Raw genomic sequence first — 17165 nt, 5'->3', positions numbered from 1 at the left:
GCGGCGCCGCTCACCGGGCGCTCGCCCGGCGCTCGTCCCGCGCTCATCCGGCGCTCGTCCGGCGCTCATCCGGCGCTCATCCGGCGAGGTGGCGCTCGACCGTCTCGACCTTCGACGTGAGGCCGTCCGTCACACCGGGCCGGATGTCCGCCTTGAGGACCAGGGAGACCCGCGGTGCCCGCGCCTCGACGGCAGCCACGGCCCGCCGGACGACGTCCATGACCTCGTCCCACTCGCCCTCGACCGACGTGAACATCGCGTCGGTGCGGTTCGGCAGCCCGGACTCGCGGACCACCCGGACGGCGTCGGCGACGTACTCCCCCACGTCCTCGCCGACGCCGAGCGGCGTGACGGAGAAGGCGACGATCATGCGTTGACGATCCCTTCCTGGCGGGCGCGGGAGGCGATGACCGCGCTCTCGGCCTCGCGCTTGAGCCTGCGGTCGGCGAAGAAGCCGCCGGTCGGCAGGACCGAGAGGACGAAGTAGAGGGCGGCCGTCTTCAGCGGCCACTTGGCGCGGTTCCAGGCGTCCGCCCAGAAGAGCAGGTAGAGGACGAAGAGGAAGCCGTGGACCGCGCCCATCACCGGCACCGCGTTGAAGTCGGTGGTCCGCTTCAGGACGGAGCAGACGAGCAGCAGGAGGAACGAGATCGCCTCGGGGCCCGAGACCAGGCGGAGGCGGCGGAGGGCTGTGGCGGTCTTGAGGTCCACGGGTCACCTTCGGGAGGGAGGGAGGCGCCGACGGCGCGGGCGGTGTGCGCTCCGCCTTGTGAACGGAAGCACAATCGTTCGCCCATTGTGGCAAACAATGCCCCAAGGAAGGGACTCAGGGTCGGTCTCCACCCGTGGGCCCTGTTCTGTCCCCCCGTGGCGGGGCTACTTTCGCAGCGTGGCGATGTTCCGACTTCAGGGCAGCAAGGTCCTCGCCGTCGACATGACCCAAGACGCCGTGAAGGCGAAGAACGGCTCGATGGTCGCGTACGACGGGGAGATGACCTTCAAGAAGCTGAGCGGCGGTGGTGAGGGCATCCGGGGCATGGTGACCCGGCGCATCACCGGCGAGCAGATGACGGTGATGGAGGTGAGAGGGCAGGGGACCTGCTGGTTCGCGGACCGGGCCTCGGAGATCACCCTGGTGGGGCTCCGGGGCGACAAGCTGTACGTCGAGTCGAGCAACTTCCTGGCGGCCGACGCCGGACTGCGCACCGGCACCAGCTTCACGGGCACGCGCGGCGCCTCCCAGGGCAACGGGCTGTTCACCACGACGATCGAGGGGCACGGGCAGGCGGCGATCATGTCCGACGGTCCCGCGGTGGTGCTGCGGGTCAGCGCGCGGTACCCGCTGACCGTCGACCCGGGGGCGTACGTCGCGCACCAGGGGAACCTGCGGCAGTCCTTCCAGTCCGGCGTGACGTTCCGCACGCTGTTCGGGGAGGGCGGCGGCGAGGCCTTCCAGATCCGCTTCGAGGGCGACGGACTGGTGTACGTGCAGCCGAGCGAGCGGAACACGATCGCGGGGGATGTCTGAGGTGGCCTTCCAGGAGATCAACTCGAAGATGGTCCAGGCGACCGTCGTACCCGGGCAGCGGCTGTTCAGTCAGCGCGGTGCCATGCTCGCCTACCGCGGCGAGGTGTCCTTCACCCCGAACCTGCGCGGCGGCCAGGGCGGGGTCATGTCGATGATCGGCCGCCGGGTGGCGAACGAGGACACGCCGCTGATGACCGTCGAGGGCAGCGGCACCGTGTTCTTCGGGCACGGCGGCCACCACGTCCAGGTGATCAACCTGTCGGGCGACACCCTGTACGTCGAGGCGGACCGCCTCCTCGCCTTCGAGGGCACCCTGGAGCAGAGCACGGTGTTCCTCGGCTCGCAGGGCGGCGTCATGGGCATGGTGCGGGGCCAGGTGAGCGGGCAGGGGCTGTTCACCACGTCCCTCAAGGGCCACGGCTCGGTGGCGGTGATGGCCCACGGCGGCGTCTTCGAGGTGCCCATCACCCCGCAGCGCCCGGTGCGCGTCGACCCGCAGGCCTACGTCGCCCACCACGGCGAGGTGCGCAACAGGCTCTCCACGGCCCTGGGCTGGCGGGACATGGTGGGACGCGGCTCCGGCGAGGCGTTCCAGCTGGAGCTGAGCGGCAGCGGCACGGTGTTCGTCCAGGCGTCGGAGGAGAAGCTGTGAGCACGGTCCACCACGACCCGGCGACACTGCCGGCCGACGACAACGTCAACGCGTACACCTTCTGCGTGGAGCTCAAGGGGAGCCAGTGGTTCCTGCAGAAGGGGAAGATGATCGCCTACTACGGGACGATCGATTTCAACGGCGTCGGGCACGGCCGGCTGGACCGTCTGATGCGCACCTCCTTCCATTCGCCTCTGCACGCGAGCGACTGGGTCGTGGCGGAGGGTTCGGGCAAGATGCTCCTCGCCGACCGGGCCTTCGACGTGAATTCGTACGACCTGGAGGACGGCAACCTGACCATTCGCTCGGGCAACCTGCTCGCTTTTCAGCCAAGCCTCGCGCTCAAGCAGTCGATCGTGCCGGGCTTCCTGACGCTGATCGGAACCGGAAAGTTCGTGGCCGCGTCCAACGGTCCGGTGGTGTTCGTGGAACCCCCGATCCGGGTCGACCCGCAGGCCCTGGTCGGCTGGGCGGACTGCCCGTCCCCGTGCCACCACTACGACCACGGGTACATGACCGGCCTCCTGGGCGGTCTACGTGCGATGACGGGGCTCGGCGGGGCCTCCGGGGAGGAGCACCAGTTCGAGTTCGTGGGAGCCGGCACGGTCCTGCTCCAGTCGAGCGAGGCCCTGATGGCGGAGCAGGCCGCGGGGGCTCCGCCGCAGCAGGCCGGAGTGCCCGGAGGCGGTGCTTCCGGGGCGCCCGGCGGCCGCTCGGGGGTACCGGGGCTTCCCGGACAGCTGGGGGACCTCCAGCGCCGCTTCGGGCTGTGAGCGGTAATCTGCGGAGTGTGACATCGAACGCGTGCGCACCGTCACCGTCACGGAAAACCCCTCACTAGTTCGCCTTTCAACCTTTTAGGTAGACTTCATTCATGGAGACCGAGACGGCCACTCGATGGCTGACCGATACGGAGCAGTGTGCTTGGCGCACCCACCTGGAGGTCAACAGGCTGTTGACGCACCAGCTCGAGAAGGACCTGCAGCCGTTCGGCCTGACAATGAACGACTACGAGATCCTGGTGAACCTCTCCGAGTCGGAGGGCGACAGAATGCGGATGAGTGATCTGGCGGCCGCCACGATGCAGTCCAAGAGCCGCCTGTCCCACCAGATCACCCGCATGGAGAACGCGGACCTGGTCCGTCGGGAGAACTGCGAGTCCGACCGGCGCGGGCTCTTCGCCGTCCTCACCGAGCACGGCAGGGAGACGATGCGGAAGGTCGCGCCGCACCACGTGTCCTCCGTCCGCAGGCACTTCATCGACCTGCTGGCCCCGGAGGACCTGACGGAGCTGGACAAGGCGCTCAAGCCCATCGCGGAACACCTGCGCGGGCAGCGGGGACGACCCTGAGTCCCTGATCATCCGTCCCGGGCCGTGCGGGCCCGGGCACCCGGCAGGCGGAGCTCGAACAGGGCGCCGCCTGCCGGTGCGTCGTGCACGGTGAGCGTCCCGCCGTGCCGCACGGCGACGTCGCGGGCGATGGCCAGCCCGAGCCCGGCGCCGCCGTCGTCACGGCTGCGGGCCGCGTCGAGCCGTACGAAGCGCTCGAAGATCCGCTCCCGGTCGGCCGCCGGCACGCCCTCGCCGTCGTCGGCCACGGCGACCACCGCCGTGTCCCCGTCCCGCCGCACGGACACCCGGACCGCCGAACGGGCGTGCCGCTGGGCGTTGTCGAGCAGATTGGCCAGTACCCGCCCCAGCTGCCCCCGCGATCCGGCCACCCGCACCGCGTCCTCGCCCCGCACGCTCACCCCTGCCCGGCCCTCGGCCGCCTCCCGCGCGAGCGCCGCGAGGTCGATCCGGGCGTCGGCGGGCCGCTCCCCCGCGTCCAGCCTGGCCAGCAGCAGCAGGTCGGCGGCGAGCCGCTGGAGCCGCACGGTGTCCGCCACGGCGCCCTCCAGGTCCAGCAGTTCCGGATGGGCGGCGGCCACCTCCAGCTGGGTGCGCAGCGACGCGATCGGGCTGCGCAGCTCGTGCGAGGCGTCCGCGACGAAGCCGCGCTGCCGCTCCACCGAGGCCTCCAGCGCGGCCAGCGTCTCGTTGGTGGTCGTGGCGAGCCTGGCCACCTCGTCGTGGGTCCCCGGCACCGGGACGCGGCGGGCCAGGTCCTCGCTGGCGGTGATCGCGGCCATCTCCCGCCGGATGCCCTCCACCGGGCGCAGCGCGCGCCGGGTGACCAGCCAGGTCACCCACGCCACGACCGCGAGCAGCAGCGGGAAGCCGATCAGCATGACGGTCAGCGCGGTGTTCACGGCGCCGTGTTCGGCGGAGAGCGGGGCGCCGGCGTAGACGGTGAGCGTGCCCCGGTCGTCGGTCTTCACCGGGACGGCGGCGAAGCGGTAGTCCTCCGTGTCCCCGTCGATGGTCGCCGAGCCGTCGCTGACGGTGATCCGTCCGCCGACCTCGCCGGGGTCGAGGGACTCGCGGGCCTCGTCCTCCTCGTCGTCGGCATCCTCGTCGGCGCCGTCCGCCGCGCTCGGCGAGGCGGACGGCTGCGGCTTCACCGCGCCGACTCCGGTCCCGCTGATCCGTTCCAGGTCCTCGCTCGCGGCGACCAGCACGCCGTCCTCGTCGACGACCTGCACCGGCCGGTCGTCCACGTCCAGCGAGAGGTCCGCGTACGCCGTCCCGACCGCCAGCTCCGTCGCCACCTGCCGCGCCGAGCGCTCCGCCTGGGTGCCCGCCTCGCCGAGCAGGTTGGAGCGCAGGGACAGCAGGACGGCGGTACCGGCCGCGACGAGGGCGACGGCGACCACGAGGGTGGCGGCGAGCGTGGCGCGGGCCCGCACCGAACCGAACAGGCGGCTCACCGCCCGGTCTCCAGCCGGTAGCCGGCGCCGCGCACGGTCCCGATGAGTCCGGCGCGCAGCTTGCGCCGGAGCGCGCTGACGTACACCTCGACGATGTTGGGGTCGCCGTCGTAGGCGAAGTCCCAGACGTGCTCCAGGATCTCCGCCTTGGACACCACCTGTCCGGCCCTCACCACGAGCTGCTCCAGGACGGCGAACTCCTTGGCGGTGAGGGTGACCTCGTCCTGGCCGAGGAACACCCGGCGGGCGCCGGTGTCGACCCTGAGGTCGCCGTGGACGTGCACGGGAGAGGCACCGGCGCCCTGTCCCCGCCGCCGCAGCAGGGCCTTCACGCGGGCTACGAGGACCACGTACGAGAAGGGCTTGGTGAGGTAGTCGTCCGCGCCGGTGTCCAGGCCCTCGGCCTCGTCGTACTCGCCGTCCTTGGCGGTGAGCATCAGGATCGGCACGTCGTGCCCGGCGGCGCGCAGGGCCGCGCAGACCCGGTAGCCGTTGAGGCCGGGCAGCATGATGTCGAGGATGACGAGGTCGTACACGCCCTCGCCCGCCCTGTGCAGTCCCTCCAGGCCGTCGTGGACGACGTCCACGGCGTATCCCTCCGCGGTGAGGCCCTTGGCGAGCGACACGGCGAGGCGCTTCTCGTCCTCCACGATCAAGAATCGAGAGGGGCGGCGCGAAGCGCCTCGGGCAGGGTGGTGGTGGGCGACGGGTGGGCGCATGGGTAAAGAGTGGCAAAGCCGAGCTGAAGATCCCTTCAGGCGGCTTCAGCCTGGCCTCAGCGTCGGTCCGCGACAGTGAAGTCACCGGAAAATGCCGGACTCTGGACGACTCGGAGGAAGACCTCATGAAGCGCAACATCGTGATCGCCGCCGTCACCGCCGCCGCACTGATCGGAGGCGGTACGGCGACGGCGCTGGCGACGACGGGGGACGACGACCGGGGCACGGCGCCCCGCGCGGACGTGAGCGTGTCGGACGACGACGACGGCGGCGTTCGGGACGAGACCGAGGACCGTGACGACAACCGGCGCGACGACGCCGGTGCCGCCTCCGCGAAGGTGACGGCCGCCGAAGCAGTCGCCTCCGCGCTGGCCGACACCCCGGGCACCGCCGTCTCCGCCGAACTGGACGACGAGGACGACGACGGAGACGACTCGGGCGACGGCGACGGCGACGACCGCCGGGAGCGCGCGGCCTGGGAGGTCGACGTCCTCTCCGGCGACGGCACCTGGCACAGCGTCCGGGTCGACCCGGTCACCGGCAAGGTGCTGGGCTCGGAGCGGGAGGACGACGAGGACGACACCGCCGAGGCGCGCACGGCCCTCAAGGGTGCCTCCGTCGACGCGGCCGAGGCCGCGAAGGCGGCGGCGGGACACGGCACCGTCACCTCCGTCGAACTGGACGAGGACGGCGAGCACGGCGACGGCAAGCCCGCCTGGGAGGTCGAGACGCACGGCTCCGGCAAGGGCGAGCAGGACTGGCGGGTCGACCCGAAGACCGGCAAGGTCACGGCCGACCGCTCACACGACTCGGACGACGCGCACGACTCCGACGACGACTGATCAGTCCCGCCCGCCGGTCAGCACCGCCGCGGCCGTGCCCCGGCACCAGCGCCGCCGCCGCGGCGACCGCGCCGGACAGGGCGAAGCACACCGGCAGGGGCAGGCGTTCCACCAGCAGGCCCACCGCGGCGGCACCGGCCGACATCCCGGCGTTCACGGCCGTGTTGCACCAGGCGCCCGCCCGGACCCGGAAGCCGGGCGCCGCGCTCTCGTCCGCGATCAGGTACGCCGTGGTCAGCGCCGGGGCCACGAACTGGCCGGCGAACATGACGGCCAGGACCAGCGTGCCGAGTCCGGGCGCGAGGCCCGCCGCGGCGAGGCAGAGGCCGACACCGGCCGCGAAGAACGGGAGCCGCGCCCGGGTGGGCCGGCTCCAGGTGACGGCGCCGTTGACGAGACCGCCGACCGCGCTGCCCACCGACAGCGCCGCGAGCACCCAGGCGACCGCGCCGTCCCCGAGGCCGTGCTCCCCCGCGAAGGCCACGACGAGGAGGTCGACGGCGCTCACCGAGACGCCGACGGCCGCCGCGACGAGGACGGGCTGCAACAGGGCCCGGACCTGTCCGGTGGCGCCGTCCCCGGGTGCGGGATCGCCGCTCTTCTCCCCCGCCGCCGGACGCGGCGCCGCGGTCGCCGGTGAGGCGACGAAGGCAAGGGTGCCGACCGCCACCAGCACCGCGCTGAGTACGACGCCGGCCACCGGCGGGGCGACGGTGACGATGCCGCCGACCAGGAGCGGGCCGGAGACGAAGAGCAGTTCCTCGGCGACGCCGTCCAGGCTGTAGGCCCGCTGCAGCAGCCGCCGGTCCGGGAGCAGTTCGGTCCACACCGCGCGCATCACGGGGCCGAGCGGAGGCGTGCAGGCGCCCGCGGACGCGGCGGTCGCCGCGAGGACGGCCGGGGGCGTGCCCGGACGCCAACAGGCCGCCGCCAGCACGCAGAGCAGGACGGCGTAGAGCAGGGCCATGGGCAGCAGGGCCCGGCGCGGGCCGTGCCGGTCGACGAGCAGGGCGCGGTAGGGGGACAGGAAGACGCTCGTGGCGCCGAAGAGCGCCATGACCAGCCCGGCGGCGGCGTACGACCCGGTGGAACGGGTCAGGGAGAGCATCAGGGACAGGGAGACCGTGCCGTACGACAGCCGCCCGACGAGGGCGGCCGCGAAGGTGCGGCGGGCATGGGGGACGCGGAGTACGGCGGCGTACGAGGGCCGCGGAAGAGACGTGGACACGCGAAGGGTTCCTCAGCAGGAGGGCAGCGGGGGACGCCTGTGCGCGCGACGGCCGGAAGCGGCGGTCGCGTGCGGGGCGGGCCCTATGCCAAGAGGAGGAACACGCAGCGCACTCTAGCCCGTCCGGCGGGTGAGGACGAGGCCGTCGAGGCCGAAGGAAGGGGCTGGGGGGCTCAGCCCTGCGTCAGCCCCGCCACCAGTTCGTCCGCCGCGCGGTAGGGATCCAGCTCCCCCGCGACGATGCGCTCCGCCAGCGCCCCGAGCCGCCGGTCGCCGTGCAGGTCCCCGATGCGTTCGCGCAGGGTGGTGACGGCGATCGTCTCGACCTCGCGGGAGGCCCGGGCCCGGCGGCGTTCGCCGAGGACGGCCCGCTCCTCCATCCACGCGCGGTGCTTCTCCAGCGCCTCGACGACCTCGTCGACGCCCTCGCCGCGCGCGGCGACCGTCTTGACGATGGGCGGGCGCCAGTCGCCGGCGGCGCGGGCCTCGCCGAGGCCCAGCATGTGGTTGAGCTCGCGGGCGGTCGCGTCGGCGCCGTCGCGGTCGGCCTTGTTGACGACGTAGACGTCGCCGATCTCCAGGATCCCGGCCTTGGCCGCCTGGATGCCGTCGCCCATCCCGGGGGCGAGCAGGACCACGGAGGTGTCGGCCTGGGAGGCGATCTCCACCTCCGACTGGCCGACGCCCACCGTCTCGACCAGGATCACGTCGCAGCCGGCCGCGTCCAGTACGCGGATCGCCTGCGGCGCGGCCCAGGCGAGGCCGCCGAGGTGGCCGCGGGTCGCCATCGAGCGGATGTAGACGCCCGGGTCGGAGGCGTGCTCCGACATCCGCACCCGGTCTCCGAGCAGGGCGCCGCCGGAGAAGGGGGAGGACGGGTCGACGGCGAGCACGCCGACCCGCCTGCCCTGCTTGCGGTACGCCGTCACCAGCGCCGAGGTGGACGTCGACTTGCCGACGCCCGGGGAGCCGGTCAGGCCGACCACGTACGCGTTGCCGGTGAGCGGCGCGAGCGCCTCCATGACCTCCCTGAGCTGCGGGGACGCCCCCTCCACCAGGGAGATCAGCCGGGCCACGGCCCGCGGCCGGCCTTCCCGGGCCTGGGCCACCAGTGAGGAGACGTCCTGCATCACAGCTCCGTTCAGCTCCGTTCGGTGAGGTCTCGTACCTGTGGCGAGACCTCGTGTCTGTGGGGTCAGGCCCCGGGCACCCGCACGATCAGCGCGTCGCCCTGACCGCCGCCGCCGCACAGCGCCGCCGCGCCGACGCCGCCGCCGCGCCGCTTCAGTTCCAGGGCCAGGTGCAGCACCAGTCGGGCGCCGGACATGCCGATCGGGTGGCCCAGGGCGATGGCACCACCGTTGACGTTCACCTCTTCGGTGGAAACGCCGAGGTCCTTCATTGACTGGACGGCGACGGCCGCGAAGGCCTCGTTGATCTCGATCAGGTCCAGGTCGCCGACCTCCAGGCCCTCCTTCTTCAGGGCGTGCCGGATGGCGTTCGACGGCTGCGACTGCAAAGAGTTGTCCGGGCCCGCGACATTGCCGTGGGCGCCGATCTCCGCGATCCACTCCAGGCCCAGCTCCTCGGCCTTGGCCCGGCTCATGACCACCAGGGCCGCCGCGCCGTCGGAGATCTGCGAGGAGGAACCGGCGGTGATGGTGCCGTCCTTGGCGAAGGCCGGGCGGAGCTTGCCGAGCGACTCGGCGGTGGTGTCGCCGCGGATGCCCTCGTCCTTGGCGAACAGCACCGGGTCGCCCTTGCGCTGCGGGATCTCGACCGGGGTGATCTCGGCGTCGAAGACACCGTTCTTCTGGGCGGCGGCGGCGCGCTGGTGGGACAGGGCGGCGATCTCGTCCTGGGCGGCGCGCTCGATGCCGAGGCGGGTGTTGTGCTTCTCCGTGGACTCGCCCATGGCGATGTTCTCGAAGGAGTCGGTCAGGCCGTCGTACGCCATGGCGTCGATCATCTGGACCGCGCCGTACTTGTAGCCCTCGCGGGACTTGGGGAGCAGGTGCGGGGCGTTGGTCATGGACTCCTGGCCGCCCGCGACGATCACGTCGAATTCACCCGCGCGAATGAGCTGGTCGGCGAGTGCGACGGCGTCGAGGCCGGAGAGGCAGACCTTGTTGATGGTGAGCGCCGGGACGCTCATGGGGATGCCCGCCTTGACGGCGGCCTGGCGGGCGGGGATCTGCCCGGCGCCGGCCTGGAGCACCTGCCCCATGATCACGTACTGGACCTGGTCGCCGCCGATCCCGGCGCGGTCGAGCGCGGCCTTGATCGCGAATCCGCCGAGGTCGGCCCCGGAGAAGGACTTCAGGGAGCCGAGCAGCCGCCCCATCGGGGTGCGGGCACCCGCGACGATGACGGAAGTCGTGCCGTTCGATGCAGAAGACATGGGCTGCGATCCCCTTTTCCGGCCCGCACAGGCCGAGGAGTGAACGAGGGTTTACTCGAATGTACTGAGCGGTATCCCGCCCGTCACCGGGCTGTCGGTGTGATCGCGCGCACGTTGCGTAACCACCTCCGGAGCGCTGCACTGAAACCATGCTGACGCGAATCGACCACATCGGAATCGCCTGCCACGACCTCGACGCGACCGTCGACTTCTACCGTGCCACCTACGGCTTCGAGGTGTTCCACACCGAGGTCAACGAAGAGCAGGGGGTCCGCGAGGCCATGCTCAAGATCAACGATACGTCGGACGGCGGCGCCTCGTACCTCCAGCTCCTGGAGCCCACCCGCGAGGACTCCGCGGTCGGCAAGTGGCTCGCGAAGAACGGCGAGGGCGTCCACCACATCGCGTTCGGCACGGCGGACGTGGACGCGGACGCCGCGGACATCCGGGGCAAGGGCGTGCGCGTGCTGTACGACGAGCCCCGGCGCGGTTCCATGGGGTCGCGGATCACCTTCCTGCACCCCAAGGACTGCCACGGCGTACTGACAGAACTGGTCACATCGGCGGCCGTTGAGTCACCTGAGCACTGACCTTCGTACATAGGGGCCGGTAGGGTTGGGTGCGGTCGCCGCTCGATCCAGGGTGACCCGGTCCTGTCATCGTGCGACGACGGGACCGCCGGGGTCGTGTTTCGGGGGGTCGGCGACGGGGCAGCAGCACATGCTCCGCCGTTGATCTGACACCATTCCCCGGGGGCCCCGTTCGGCGGACGGACGGAGCCCGTTCGTGAAGATTTGCGACCAGGGGACGGATGGGACCGCGCAGTGCGGGGCTACGAGAGCCAGGAGCGAGAGCCGGCGGCTGACGTCGACCACCTCTCTCGGTTCGAGGCCGAGATGAAGCGGCTGAAGACCGAGCGGGAAAAGGCGATCCAGCACGCCGAGGACCTCGGCTACCAGGTCGAGGTGCTGCGCGCCAAGCTGCACGAGGCGCGGCGCACCATCATGTCCCGGCCCGCCTTCGACGGCGGCGACATCGGGTACCAGGCCGAGCAGTTGCTGCGCAACGCGCAGACGCAGGCCGACCAGTTGCGCGCCGACGCGGAGCGGGAGCTGAGCCAGGCGCGGGCGCAGACCCAGCGGATCCTCCAGGAGCACGCCGAGCAGGCCGCCCGGCTCCAGGCGGAGCTGCACCAGGAGGCGGTGACGCGCCGCCAGCAGCTCGACCAGGAGCTGGCCGAGCGCCGCCAGACCGTCGAGTCGCACGTCAACGAGAACGTGGCCTGGGCCGAGCAGCTGCGCGCCCGCACCGAGCAGCAGGCCCGGCGCCTGCTCGACGAGTCCCGTGCCGAGGCCGAGCAGGCGATGGCCGCGGCCCGCGCGGAGGCGGAGCGGCTGACCTCCGAGGCCCGCCAGCGGCTGCGGAGCGACGCGGAGAGCGCGCGTGCCGAGGCCGAGCAGATCCTGCGCCGGGCCCGTACCGACGCCGAGCGGCTGCTCAACGCCGCCTCCACGCAGGCGCAGGAGGCCACCGACCACGCCGAGCGGCTGCGCAGTTCCACCGCCAGCGAGTCGGAGTCCACCCGCCGCGAGGTCCAGGAGCTGAGCCGGGCCGCCGAGCAGCGCATGTCGGAGGCCGAGGAGGCGCTGCGCAAGGCGCAGGCCGAGGCGGAGAAGGTGGTCGCCGAGGCCGAGGAGGCCGCCGCCAAGGCGCTGTCGAGCGCCGAGGCCACCAACGAGCAGCGCACCCGTACCGCCAAGGAGCAGGTCGCCCGGCTGGTCGGCGAGGCCACCAAGGACGCGGAGAACACCAGGTCCGAGGCCGAGCAGGTGGTCGCGGACGCCCGTGCCGAGGCGGAGCGGATCGTCGCCGAGGCCGCCGAGAAGGCCCGCACGATCACCGCCGAGGAGTCGGCCACCCAGTTGTCCAAGGCGGCCAAGACCGCCGAGGACGTGCTGAACAAGGCGTCGGAGGACGCCAAGCGCACCACGAAGGCCGCCACCGAGGAGGCCGAGCGGATCCGCACCGAGGCCGAGGCCGAGGCGGACCGGCTGCGCGCCGAGGCGCACGACATCGCCGAGCAGCTCAAGGGCGCGGCGAAGGACGACACCAAGGAGTACCGCGCCAAGACGGTCGAGCTCCAGGAGGAGGCGCGCCGGCTGCGCGGCGAGGCCGAGCAGCTGCGGGCGGACGCGGTCGCCGAGGGCGAGAAGATCCGCGCCGAGGCCCGCAAGGAGGCCGTGGCGCAGATCGAGGAGGCGGCGAAGACCGCCGAGGAGCTGCTCGCCAAGGCCAAGGCGGACGCGGACGAGCTGCGGCAGAGCGCGACGGCGGACAGCGAGAAGGTCCGCACCGAGGCCATCGAGCGGGCGACGACCCTGCGCCGGCAGGCCGAGGAGACCCTGGAGCGCACCCGCGCGGAGGCCGAGCGGCACCGCGCGGAGGCCGCCGAGCGGGTGGAGGAGCTCCAGGCGGAGGCCGAGCGGGCCGCCCGCGAGCTGCGCGAGGAGACCGAGCGCGCGGTCGAGGCCCGGCAGGCGGAGGCGGCCGAGGAGCTGACGCGGCTGCACACCGAGGCAGAGGAGCGCCGCACCGCCGCCGAGGAGGCGCTGAGCGAGGCCCGCGAGGAGGGCGAGCGGATCCGCCGCGAGGCCGCCGAGGAGAGCGAGCGGCTGCGCACCGAGGCTGCGGAGCGGATCCGTACGCTCCAGCAGCAGGCCGAGACGGAGGCCGAGCGGCTGCGCACCGAGGCCGCCGCGGACGCCTCCGCCTTCCGCGCGGAGGGCGAGGCCGTCGCCGTACGGCTGCGCACCGAGGCCGCGAGCGAGGCGGAGCGGCTGAAGTCGGAGGCGCAGGAGAGCGCCGACCGGGTGCGGGCGGAGGCGCAGGCCGCCGCCGAGCGCATCGCGGCCGAGGCGTCGGAGGCGCTGTCCGCCGCCCAGGAGGAGGCCGCCCGGCGCCGCCGCGAGGCGGAGGAGCTGCTCGGCTCGGCCCGGCAGGAGGCCGACCAGGAGCGCGAGCGGGCCCGGGAGCAGAGCGAGGAGCTGCTGGCCTCGGCCCGCAACCGGGTGGAGGAGGCGCAGGCCGAGGCGGTGCGGCTGGTCGAGGAGGCCGACCGGCGCGCCACCGAGATGGTGACGGCCGCCGAGCAGCACGCGGCGCAGGTACGGGAGTCGGTCGCCGGGCTGCACGAGCAGGCGCAGGAGGAGATCACCGGACTGCGCAGCGCCGCCGAGCACGCGGCCGAGCGCACCCGGCACGAGGCCGAGCAGGAGGCGGACCGGGTCCGCGCCGACGCCTACGCGGAGCGCGAGCGGGCCGGCGAGGACGCCGCCCGGCTGCGGCGGGAGGCGCAGGAGGAGACCGAGGCCGCCAAGACGCTGGCCGAGCGGACCGTGTCCGAGGCCATCACGGAGGCCGACCGGATCCGCGCGGACGTCTCCGAGCACGCCCAGCGGGTGCGCACGGAGGCCTCCGACGCCATCGCCGAGGCCGAGCAGTCGGCGTCCCGCACCCGGGCGGACGCCCGCGAGGACGCCAACCGCATCCGGTCCGACGCGGCGACGCAGGCGGACACGCTGATCACCGAGGCGCGTTCCGAGGCGGAGCTGCTCACCACACGGACGGCGGCCGAGACCGACCGGATCCGGACCCAGACGCTCGCGGAGGCGGAGCGCGTCACCGCCGAGGCGGCGAGCGAGGCCGAGCGGGTGCGGACCGAGGCGACCGCCCGGGCCGAGCAGCTGGTCTCGGACGCCACCGGGGAGGCGGAGCGGCTGCGGGCCGAGGCCGCCGACACGGTCGGCTCCGCCCAGCAGCACGCGGAGCGGATCCGCACCGAGGCGGAGCGGGTCAAGGCCGCCGCCGCGGCGGAGGCCGAGCGGGTCACCACGGCGGCCCGCGAGGAGGCCGAGCGCACCCTCGACGAGGCCCGCAAGGACGCCAACAAGCGGCGTTCGGAGGCCGCCGAGCAGGTCGACACGCTCATCACGGAGACCACCGCGGAGGCCGACAAGCTGCTCACCGAGGCGCAGCAGCAGGCGCAGAAGACCACCGCGGACGCCGAGTCGCAGGCCGACACGATGGTAGGCGCGGCCCGCGCGGAGGCCGACCGGATCGTCTCGGAGGCGACGGTCGAGGGCAACACCCGGGTGGAGAAGGCCCGTACGGACGCGGACGAGCTGCTGGTCGGCGCCCGCCGGGACGCGACCGCCATAAGGGAGCGCGCGGAGGAGCTGCGCGAGCGCCTCACCTCCGAGATCGAGGAGCTGCACGAGCGGGCCCGCCGCGAGGCCGCCGAGACGATGAAGTCGGCCGGCGACCGCTGTGACGCGCTCATCAAGGCCGCCGAGGAGCAGCTCGCGAAGGCCGAGGCGAAGGCCAAGGAGCTGGTGTCGGAGGCCAACTCCGAGGCCGGCAAGGTGCGCATCGCCGCCGTCAAGAAGGCGGAGGGGCTGCTCAAGGAGGCCGAGCAGAAGAAGGCCACCCTGGTCCGCGAGGCCGAGGAGCTGAAGGCCGAGGCGGTTCGCGAGGCCCGGCGCACGGTCGACGAGGGCAAGCGCGAGCTGGAGGTGCTGGTCCGGCGCCGCGAGGACATCAACGCGGAGATCTCCCGGGTGCAGGACGTGCTGGAGGCACTGGAGTCGTTCGAGGCGCCCGGGGGCGCGAAGGACAACGGGGTGAAGGCCGGAGCGACGGTGGGCGCCCCACGTTCGGGTGGCAAGTCGTCAGACGGCTAGCATCCGGAGCGAATTCGGTGTCTGCTGGAGATCTTTGGCCGCGTCCCGACGGGACCGTTCACCAGAACTTTGGCAAGCCATCCACGGGTCAGCCACTCAAAAGAGGTGTCATTCTCCGTATCAAACGTGCATCCGCTCGATGACACACCGCATTGGCGCCTAGGATTCCCTCTATCACCTCACCCGGTCTCTTTCGACAGGAACCCCATGAGCGACACTTCCCCCTACGGCTTCGAGCTTGTGCGGCGTGGGTACGACCGCGCTCAGGTGGACGAACGTATCTCCAAGCTCGTCTCCGACCGTGACAGCGCTCTCACCCGCATCACCGCTCTGGAAAAGCGCATCGAGGAGCTCCACCTCGAAACCCAGAACGCCCAGGCCCAGGTCAACGACGCCGAGCCGTCGTACGCCGGTCTCGGTGCCCGGGTCGAGAAGATCCTGCGGCTCGCCGAGGAAGAGGCGAAGGACCTGCGCGAGGAGGCCCGGCGCGCGGCCGAGCAGCACCGCGAGCTGGCCGAGTCGGCCGCCCAGCAGGTGCGCAACGACGCGGAGTCGTACGCCGCGGAGCGCAAGGCCAAGGCCGAGGACGAGGGCGTCCGGATCGTCGAGAAGGCCAAGAGCGACGCCTCCCAGCTGCGTTCCGAGGCGCAGAAGGACGCGCAGTCCAAGCGCGACGAGGCGGACGCGCTCTTCGAGGAGACCCGTGCGAAGGCCGCGCAGGCCGCCGCCGACTTCGAGACGAACCTCGCCAAGCGCCGCGAGCAGTCCGAGCGGGACCTGGCCTCCCGTCAGGCCAAGGCCGAGAAGCGGCTCGCGGAGATCGAGCACCGCGCGGAGCAGCTGCGCCTGGAGGCGGAGAAGCTGCGCACGGACGCCGAGCGCCGGGCCCGCCAGACCGTGGAGACGGCGCAGCGCCAGTCCGAGGACATCGTGGCCGACGCCAACGCCAAGGCCGACCGGATCCGTTCGGAGTCGGAGCGCGAGCTGGCCGCCCTCACCAACCGCCGCGACTCCATCAACGCGCAGCTGACCAACGTGCGCGAGATGCTGGCGTCCCTCACGGGTGCCGCGGTGGCCGCCGCTCCCTCGGTCGAGGACGACTCGGTCTCCCGCGGGGTGCCGGCCCAGCAGTCCCGCTGAGGCGGCCCGGTCCACACGGGTGGATACGCCTGCTGAATACGTGCGAACAAGGTCGAGGCCTTCTGTCACTGGGGTGGCAGCGGGCCTCGTCCCGTTCTAGCGTGGTCGCCATGATCGAGCTCGAGGGGCTGACCAAGCGGTACGGCGGGAAGGTGGCGGTCAACCATCTCTCCTTCACCGTCCGACCCGGCATCATCACGGGCTTCCTCGGCCCCAACGGCGCGGGCAAGTCGACCACGATGCGGATGGTGCTGGGTCTGGACCGGCCGACCGCCGGGGACGTACGGATCGACGGCAAGCACTACGAGCAGCTCGAGGACCCGCTGACGTACATCGGCGCGCTCCTGGAGGCGAAGGCCTGGCACGGCGGGCGCAGCGCCTACAACCACCTGCTGTGTCTCGCGCAGAGCAACGGGATCCCGGCGAGCCGGGTGCGCGAGGTCCTGGACACGGTCGGGCTGACGGCGGTCGCCCGGAAGAAGACCAAGGGCTTCTCCCTCGGTATGGGGCAGCGGCTCGGCATCGCGGGCGCGCTGCTCGGCGACCCGCGGATCCTGATGTTCGACGAGCCGGTCAACGGGCTGGACCCCGAGGGCATCCACTGGATCCGCAACCTGATGAAGTCCCTGGCCGCCCAGGGGCGTACGGTCTTCGTCTCCTCCCACCTGATGAGCGAGATGGCGCTGACCGCCGACCACCTGGTGGTCATCGGCCAGGGCAGGCTGCTCGCGGACACCTCGATGGCCGAGTTCATCGCGGCAAACTCGCGCAGCTACGTCCGGATCCGCACCCCGCAGCGCGAGCAGCTGCTCGACGCGCTGCACGGCGCCGGGGTCTCGGTCGTCGAGTCGGGCGCCGGGGTCCTGGAGGTGGACGGCGACAAGTCGGAGGCCGTCGGCGAGCTGGCGGCGCGGCACCAGATCGTGCTGCACGAGCTGAGCCCGCAGCGCGCCTCGCTGGAGGAGGCGTTCATGCAGCTGACCGCGGAGTCGGTCGAGTACCACGCGCACGACGGGCAGCCGCCCGGCGCGGTGCCGCAGCAGCAACAGCCACCGGGGCAGCCTCCGCAGCAGCCGTGGGGCAGCGACTGGAAGAGGGGTTGAGC

16 protein-coding genes are annotated in these 17165 nt (G+C 72.5%); 9 read left to right on the top strand and 7 right to left on the bottom strand.

Annotation, left to right across the window (positions count from 1 at the left end):
• Nucleotides 1-76 precede the first annotated feature (76 nt).
• Nucleotides 77-370 (bottom strand): MTH1187 family thiamine-binding protein, encoded by a 294-nt coding sequence (locus IE94_RS0122890; RefSeq protein WP_030187368.1) that lies wholly within the window; start codon nt 368-370, stop codon nt 77-79.
• Nucleotides 367-711 (bottom strand): DUF3817 domain-containing protein, encoded by a 345-nt coding sequence (locus IE94_RS0122885; RefSeq protein ID WP_030187366.1) that lies wholly within the window; start codon nt 709-711, stop codon nt 367-369. Before IE94_RS0122885 ends, IE94_RS0122890 begins: the two co-directional genes overlap by 4 nt.
• 184 nt (nt 712-895) lie before the next feature.
• Here IE94_RS0122885 and IE94_RS0122880 point away from each other — a divergent pair, with 184 nt between their 5' ends.
• The 4 genes from IE94_RS0122880 (at nt 896) to IE94_RS0122865 (ending at nt 3531) form a co-directional block, all read left to right on the top strand.
• Nucleotides 896-1528, top strand: a complete 633-nt coding sequence (locus IE94_RS0122880) for an AIM24 family protein (protein WP_030187364.1) — start codon at nt 896-898, stop codon at nt 1526-1528.
• Nucleotide 1529: 1 nt separating this feature from the next.
• Entirely contained in the window at nt 1530-2180 is a 651-nt protein-coding gene (locus tag IE94_RS0122875) for an AIM24 family protein (RefSeq protein WP_030187362.1), read from the top strand.
• Nucleotides 2177-2953 carry an AIM24 family protein gene (locus IE94_RS0122870; protein ID WP_030187360.1) on the top strand — a complete coding sequence of 259 codons (777 nt, stop codon included), beginning with the start codon at nt 2177-2179 and terminating at the stop codon, nt 2951-2953. The genes IE94_RS0122875 and IE94_RS0122870 overlap by 4 nt, the downstream gene beginning before the upstream one ends.
• A 101-nt stretch (nt 2954-3054) precedes the next feature.
• Nucleotides 3055-3531 carry a MarR family winged helix-turn-helix transcriptional regulator gene (locus IE94_RS0122865; RefSeq protein WP_030187358.1) on the top strand — a complete coding sequence of 159 codons (477 nt, stop codon included), beginning with the start codon at nt 3055-3057 and terminating at the stop codon, nt 3529-3531.
• 8 nt (nt 3532-3539) lie between these two features.
• On the opposite strand, the gene IE94_RS0122860 is transcribed toward IE94_RS0122865, so the two are convergent.
• Together IE94_RS0122860 and IE94_RS0122855 are read right to left on the bottom strand one after the other, a co-directional pair.
• Nucleotides 3540-4991 (bottom strand): sensor histidine kinase, encoded by a 1452-nt coding sequence (locus IE94_RS0122860; RefSeq protein ID WP_030187356.1) that lies wholly within the window; start codon nt 4989-4991, stop codon nt 3540-3542.
• Nucleotides 4988-5710, bottom strand: coding sequence for a response regulator transcription factor (locus tag IE94_RS0122855; protein ID WP_051777611.1), 723 nt, complete (start codon nt 5708-5710; stop codon nt 4988-4990). Before IE94_RS0122855 ends, IE94_RS0122860 begins: the two co-directional genes overlap by 4 nt.
• 125 nt (nt 5711-5835) lie before the next feature.
• Here IE94_RS0122855 and IE94_RS0122850 point away from each other — a divergent pair, with 125 nt between their 5' ends.
• On the top strand, nt 5836-6552 hold the full coding sequence (locus IE94_RS0122850; protein WP_030187351.1) for a PepSY domain-containing protein: 717 nt from the start codon (nt 5836-5838) through the stop codon (nt 6550-6552).
• On the opposite strand, the gene IE94_RS0122845 is transcribed toward IE94_RS0122850, so the two are convergent.
• From IE94_RS0122845 to IE94_RS0122835, 3 genes are all read right to left on the bottom strand, one after another.
• Nucleotides 6497-7780 carry an MFS transporter gene (locus IE94_RS0122845; protein ID WP_106977967.1) on the bottom strand — a complete coding sequence of 428 codons (1284 nt, stop codon included), beginning with the start codon at nt 7778-7780 and terminating at the stop codon, nt 6497-6499. The two genes, IE94_RS0122850 and IE94_RS0122845, sit on opposite strands and share 56 nt — an antisense overlap.
• Before the next feature lie 173 nt (nt 7781-7953).
• Complete coding sequence (gene meaB, locus IE94_RS0122840; protein ID WP_030187347.1) at nt 7954-8910, bottom strand: methylmalonyl Co-A mutase-associated GTPase MeaB; 957 nt, start codon at nt 8908-8910, stop codon at nt 7954-7956.
• Nucleotides 8911-8975: 65 nt separating this feature from the next.
• The gene (locus tag IE94_RS0122835) at nt 8976-10181 is read right to left on the bottom strand and encodes an acetyl-CoA C-acetyltransferase (protein WP_030187342.1); all 1206 of its coding nucleotides are present in this window, start codon (nt 10179-10181) and stop codon (nt 8976-8978) included.
• Between the two features lie 149 nt (nt 10182-10330).
• On the opposite strand from IE94_RS0122835, the gene mce reads away from it, so the two are divergent.
• From mce to IE94_RS0122815, 4 genes are all read left to right on the top strand, one after another.
• Nucleotides 10331-10771 (top strand): methylmalonyl-CoA epimerase, encoded by a 441-nt coding sequence (gene mce / locus IE94_RS0122830; RefSeq protein WP_030187341.1) that lies wholly within the window; start codon nt 10331-10333, stop codon nt 10769-10771.
• Nucleotides 10772-11005: 234 nt separating this feature from the next.
• Entirely contained in the window at nt 11006-14920 is a 3915-nt protein-coding gene (gene scy / locus IE94_RS0122825; protein ID WP_030187340.1) for a polarized growth protein Scy, read from the top strand.
• Nucleotides 14921-15127: 207 nt separating this feature from the next.
• Nucleotides 15128-16060 carry a coiled-coil domain-containing protein gene (locus tag IE94_RS0122820; protein ID WP_030187337.1) on the top strand — a complete coding sequence of 311 codons (933 nt, stop codon included), beginning with the start codon at nt 15128-15130 and terminating at the stop codon, nt 16058-16060.
• 110 nt (nt 16061-16170) lie between these two features.
• Nucleotides 16171-17163 (top strand): ABC transporter ATP-binding protein, encoded by a 993-nt coding sequence (locus tag IE94_RS0122815; protein WP_030187334.1) that lies wholly within the window; start codon nt 16171-16173, stop codon nt 17161-17163.
• The last annotated feature ends 2 nt before the right edge of the window (nt 17164-17165 follow it).

This window comes from Streptomyces violaceorubidus, from assembly GCF_000717995.1.
Lineage (GTDB): Bacteria > Actinomycetota > Actinomycetes > Streptomycetales > Streptomycetaceae > Streptomyces > Streptomyces violaceorubidus.
Note: the sequence above shows the minus strand (reverse complement) of the source record. Positions and strands in the feature narration are given on the sequence as shown.

Coding starts and splice junctions, on each gene's coding strand:
- IE94_RS0122890 (WP_030187368.1), bottom strand. CDS start 370: ATGATCGTCGCCTTCTCCGTCACGCCGCTCGGCGTCGGCGAGGACGTG.
- IE94_RS0122880 (WP_030187364.1), top strand. CDS start 896: ATGTTCCGACTTCAGGGCAGCAAGGTCCTCGCCGTCGACATGACCCAA.
- IE94_RS0122865 (WP_030187358.1), top strand. CDS start 3,055: ATGGAGACCGAGACGGCCACTCGATGGCTGACCGATACGGAGCAGTGT.
- IE94_RS0122855 (WP_051777611.1), bottom strand. CDS start 5,710: ATGCGCCCACCCGTCGCCCACCACCACCCTGCCCGAGGCGCTTCGCGC.
- IE94_RS0122850 (WP_030187351.1), top strand. CDS start 5,836: ATGAAGCGCAACATCGTGATCGCCGCCGTCACCGCCGCCGCACTGATC.
- meaB (WP_030187347.1), bottom strand. CDS start 8,910: ATGCAGGACGTCTCCTCACTGGTGGCCCAGGCCCGGGAAGGCCGGCCG.
- IE94_RS0122835 (WP_030187342.1), bottom strand. CDS start 10,181: ATGTCTTCTGCATCGAACGGCACGACTTCCGTCATCGTCGCGGGTGCC.
- mce (WP_030187341.1), top strand. CDS start 10,331: ATGCTGACGCGAATCGACCACATCGGAATCGCCTGCCACGACCTCGAC.
- IE94_RS0122820 (WP_030187337.1), top strand. CDS start 15,128: ATGAGCGACACTTCCCCCTACGGCTTCGAGCTTGTGCGGCGTGGGTAC.
- IE94_RS0122815 (WP_030187334.1), top strand. CDS start 16,171: ATGATCGAGCTCGAGGGGCTGACCAAGCGGTACGGCGGGAAGGTGGCG.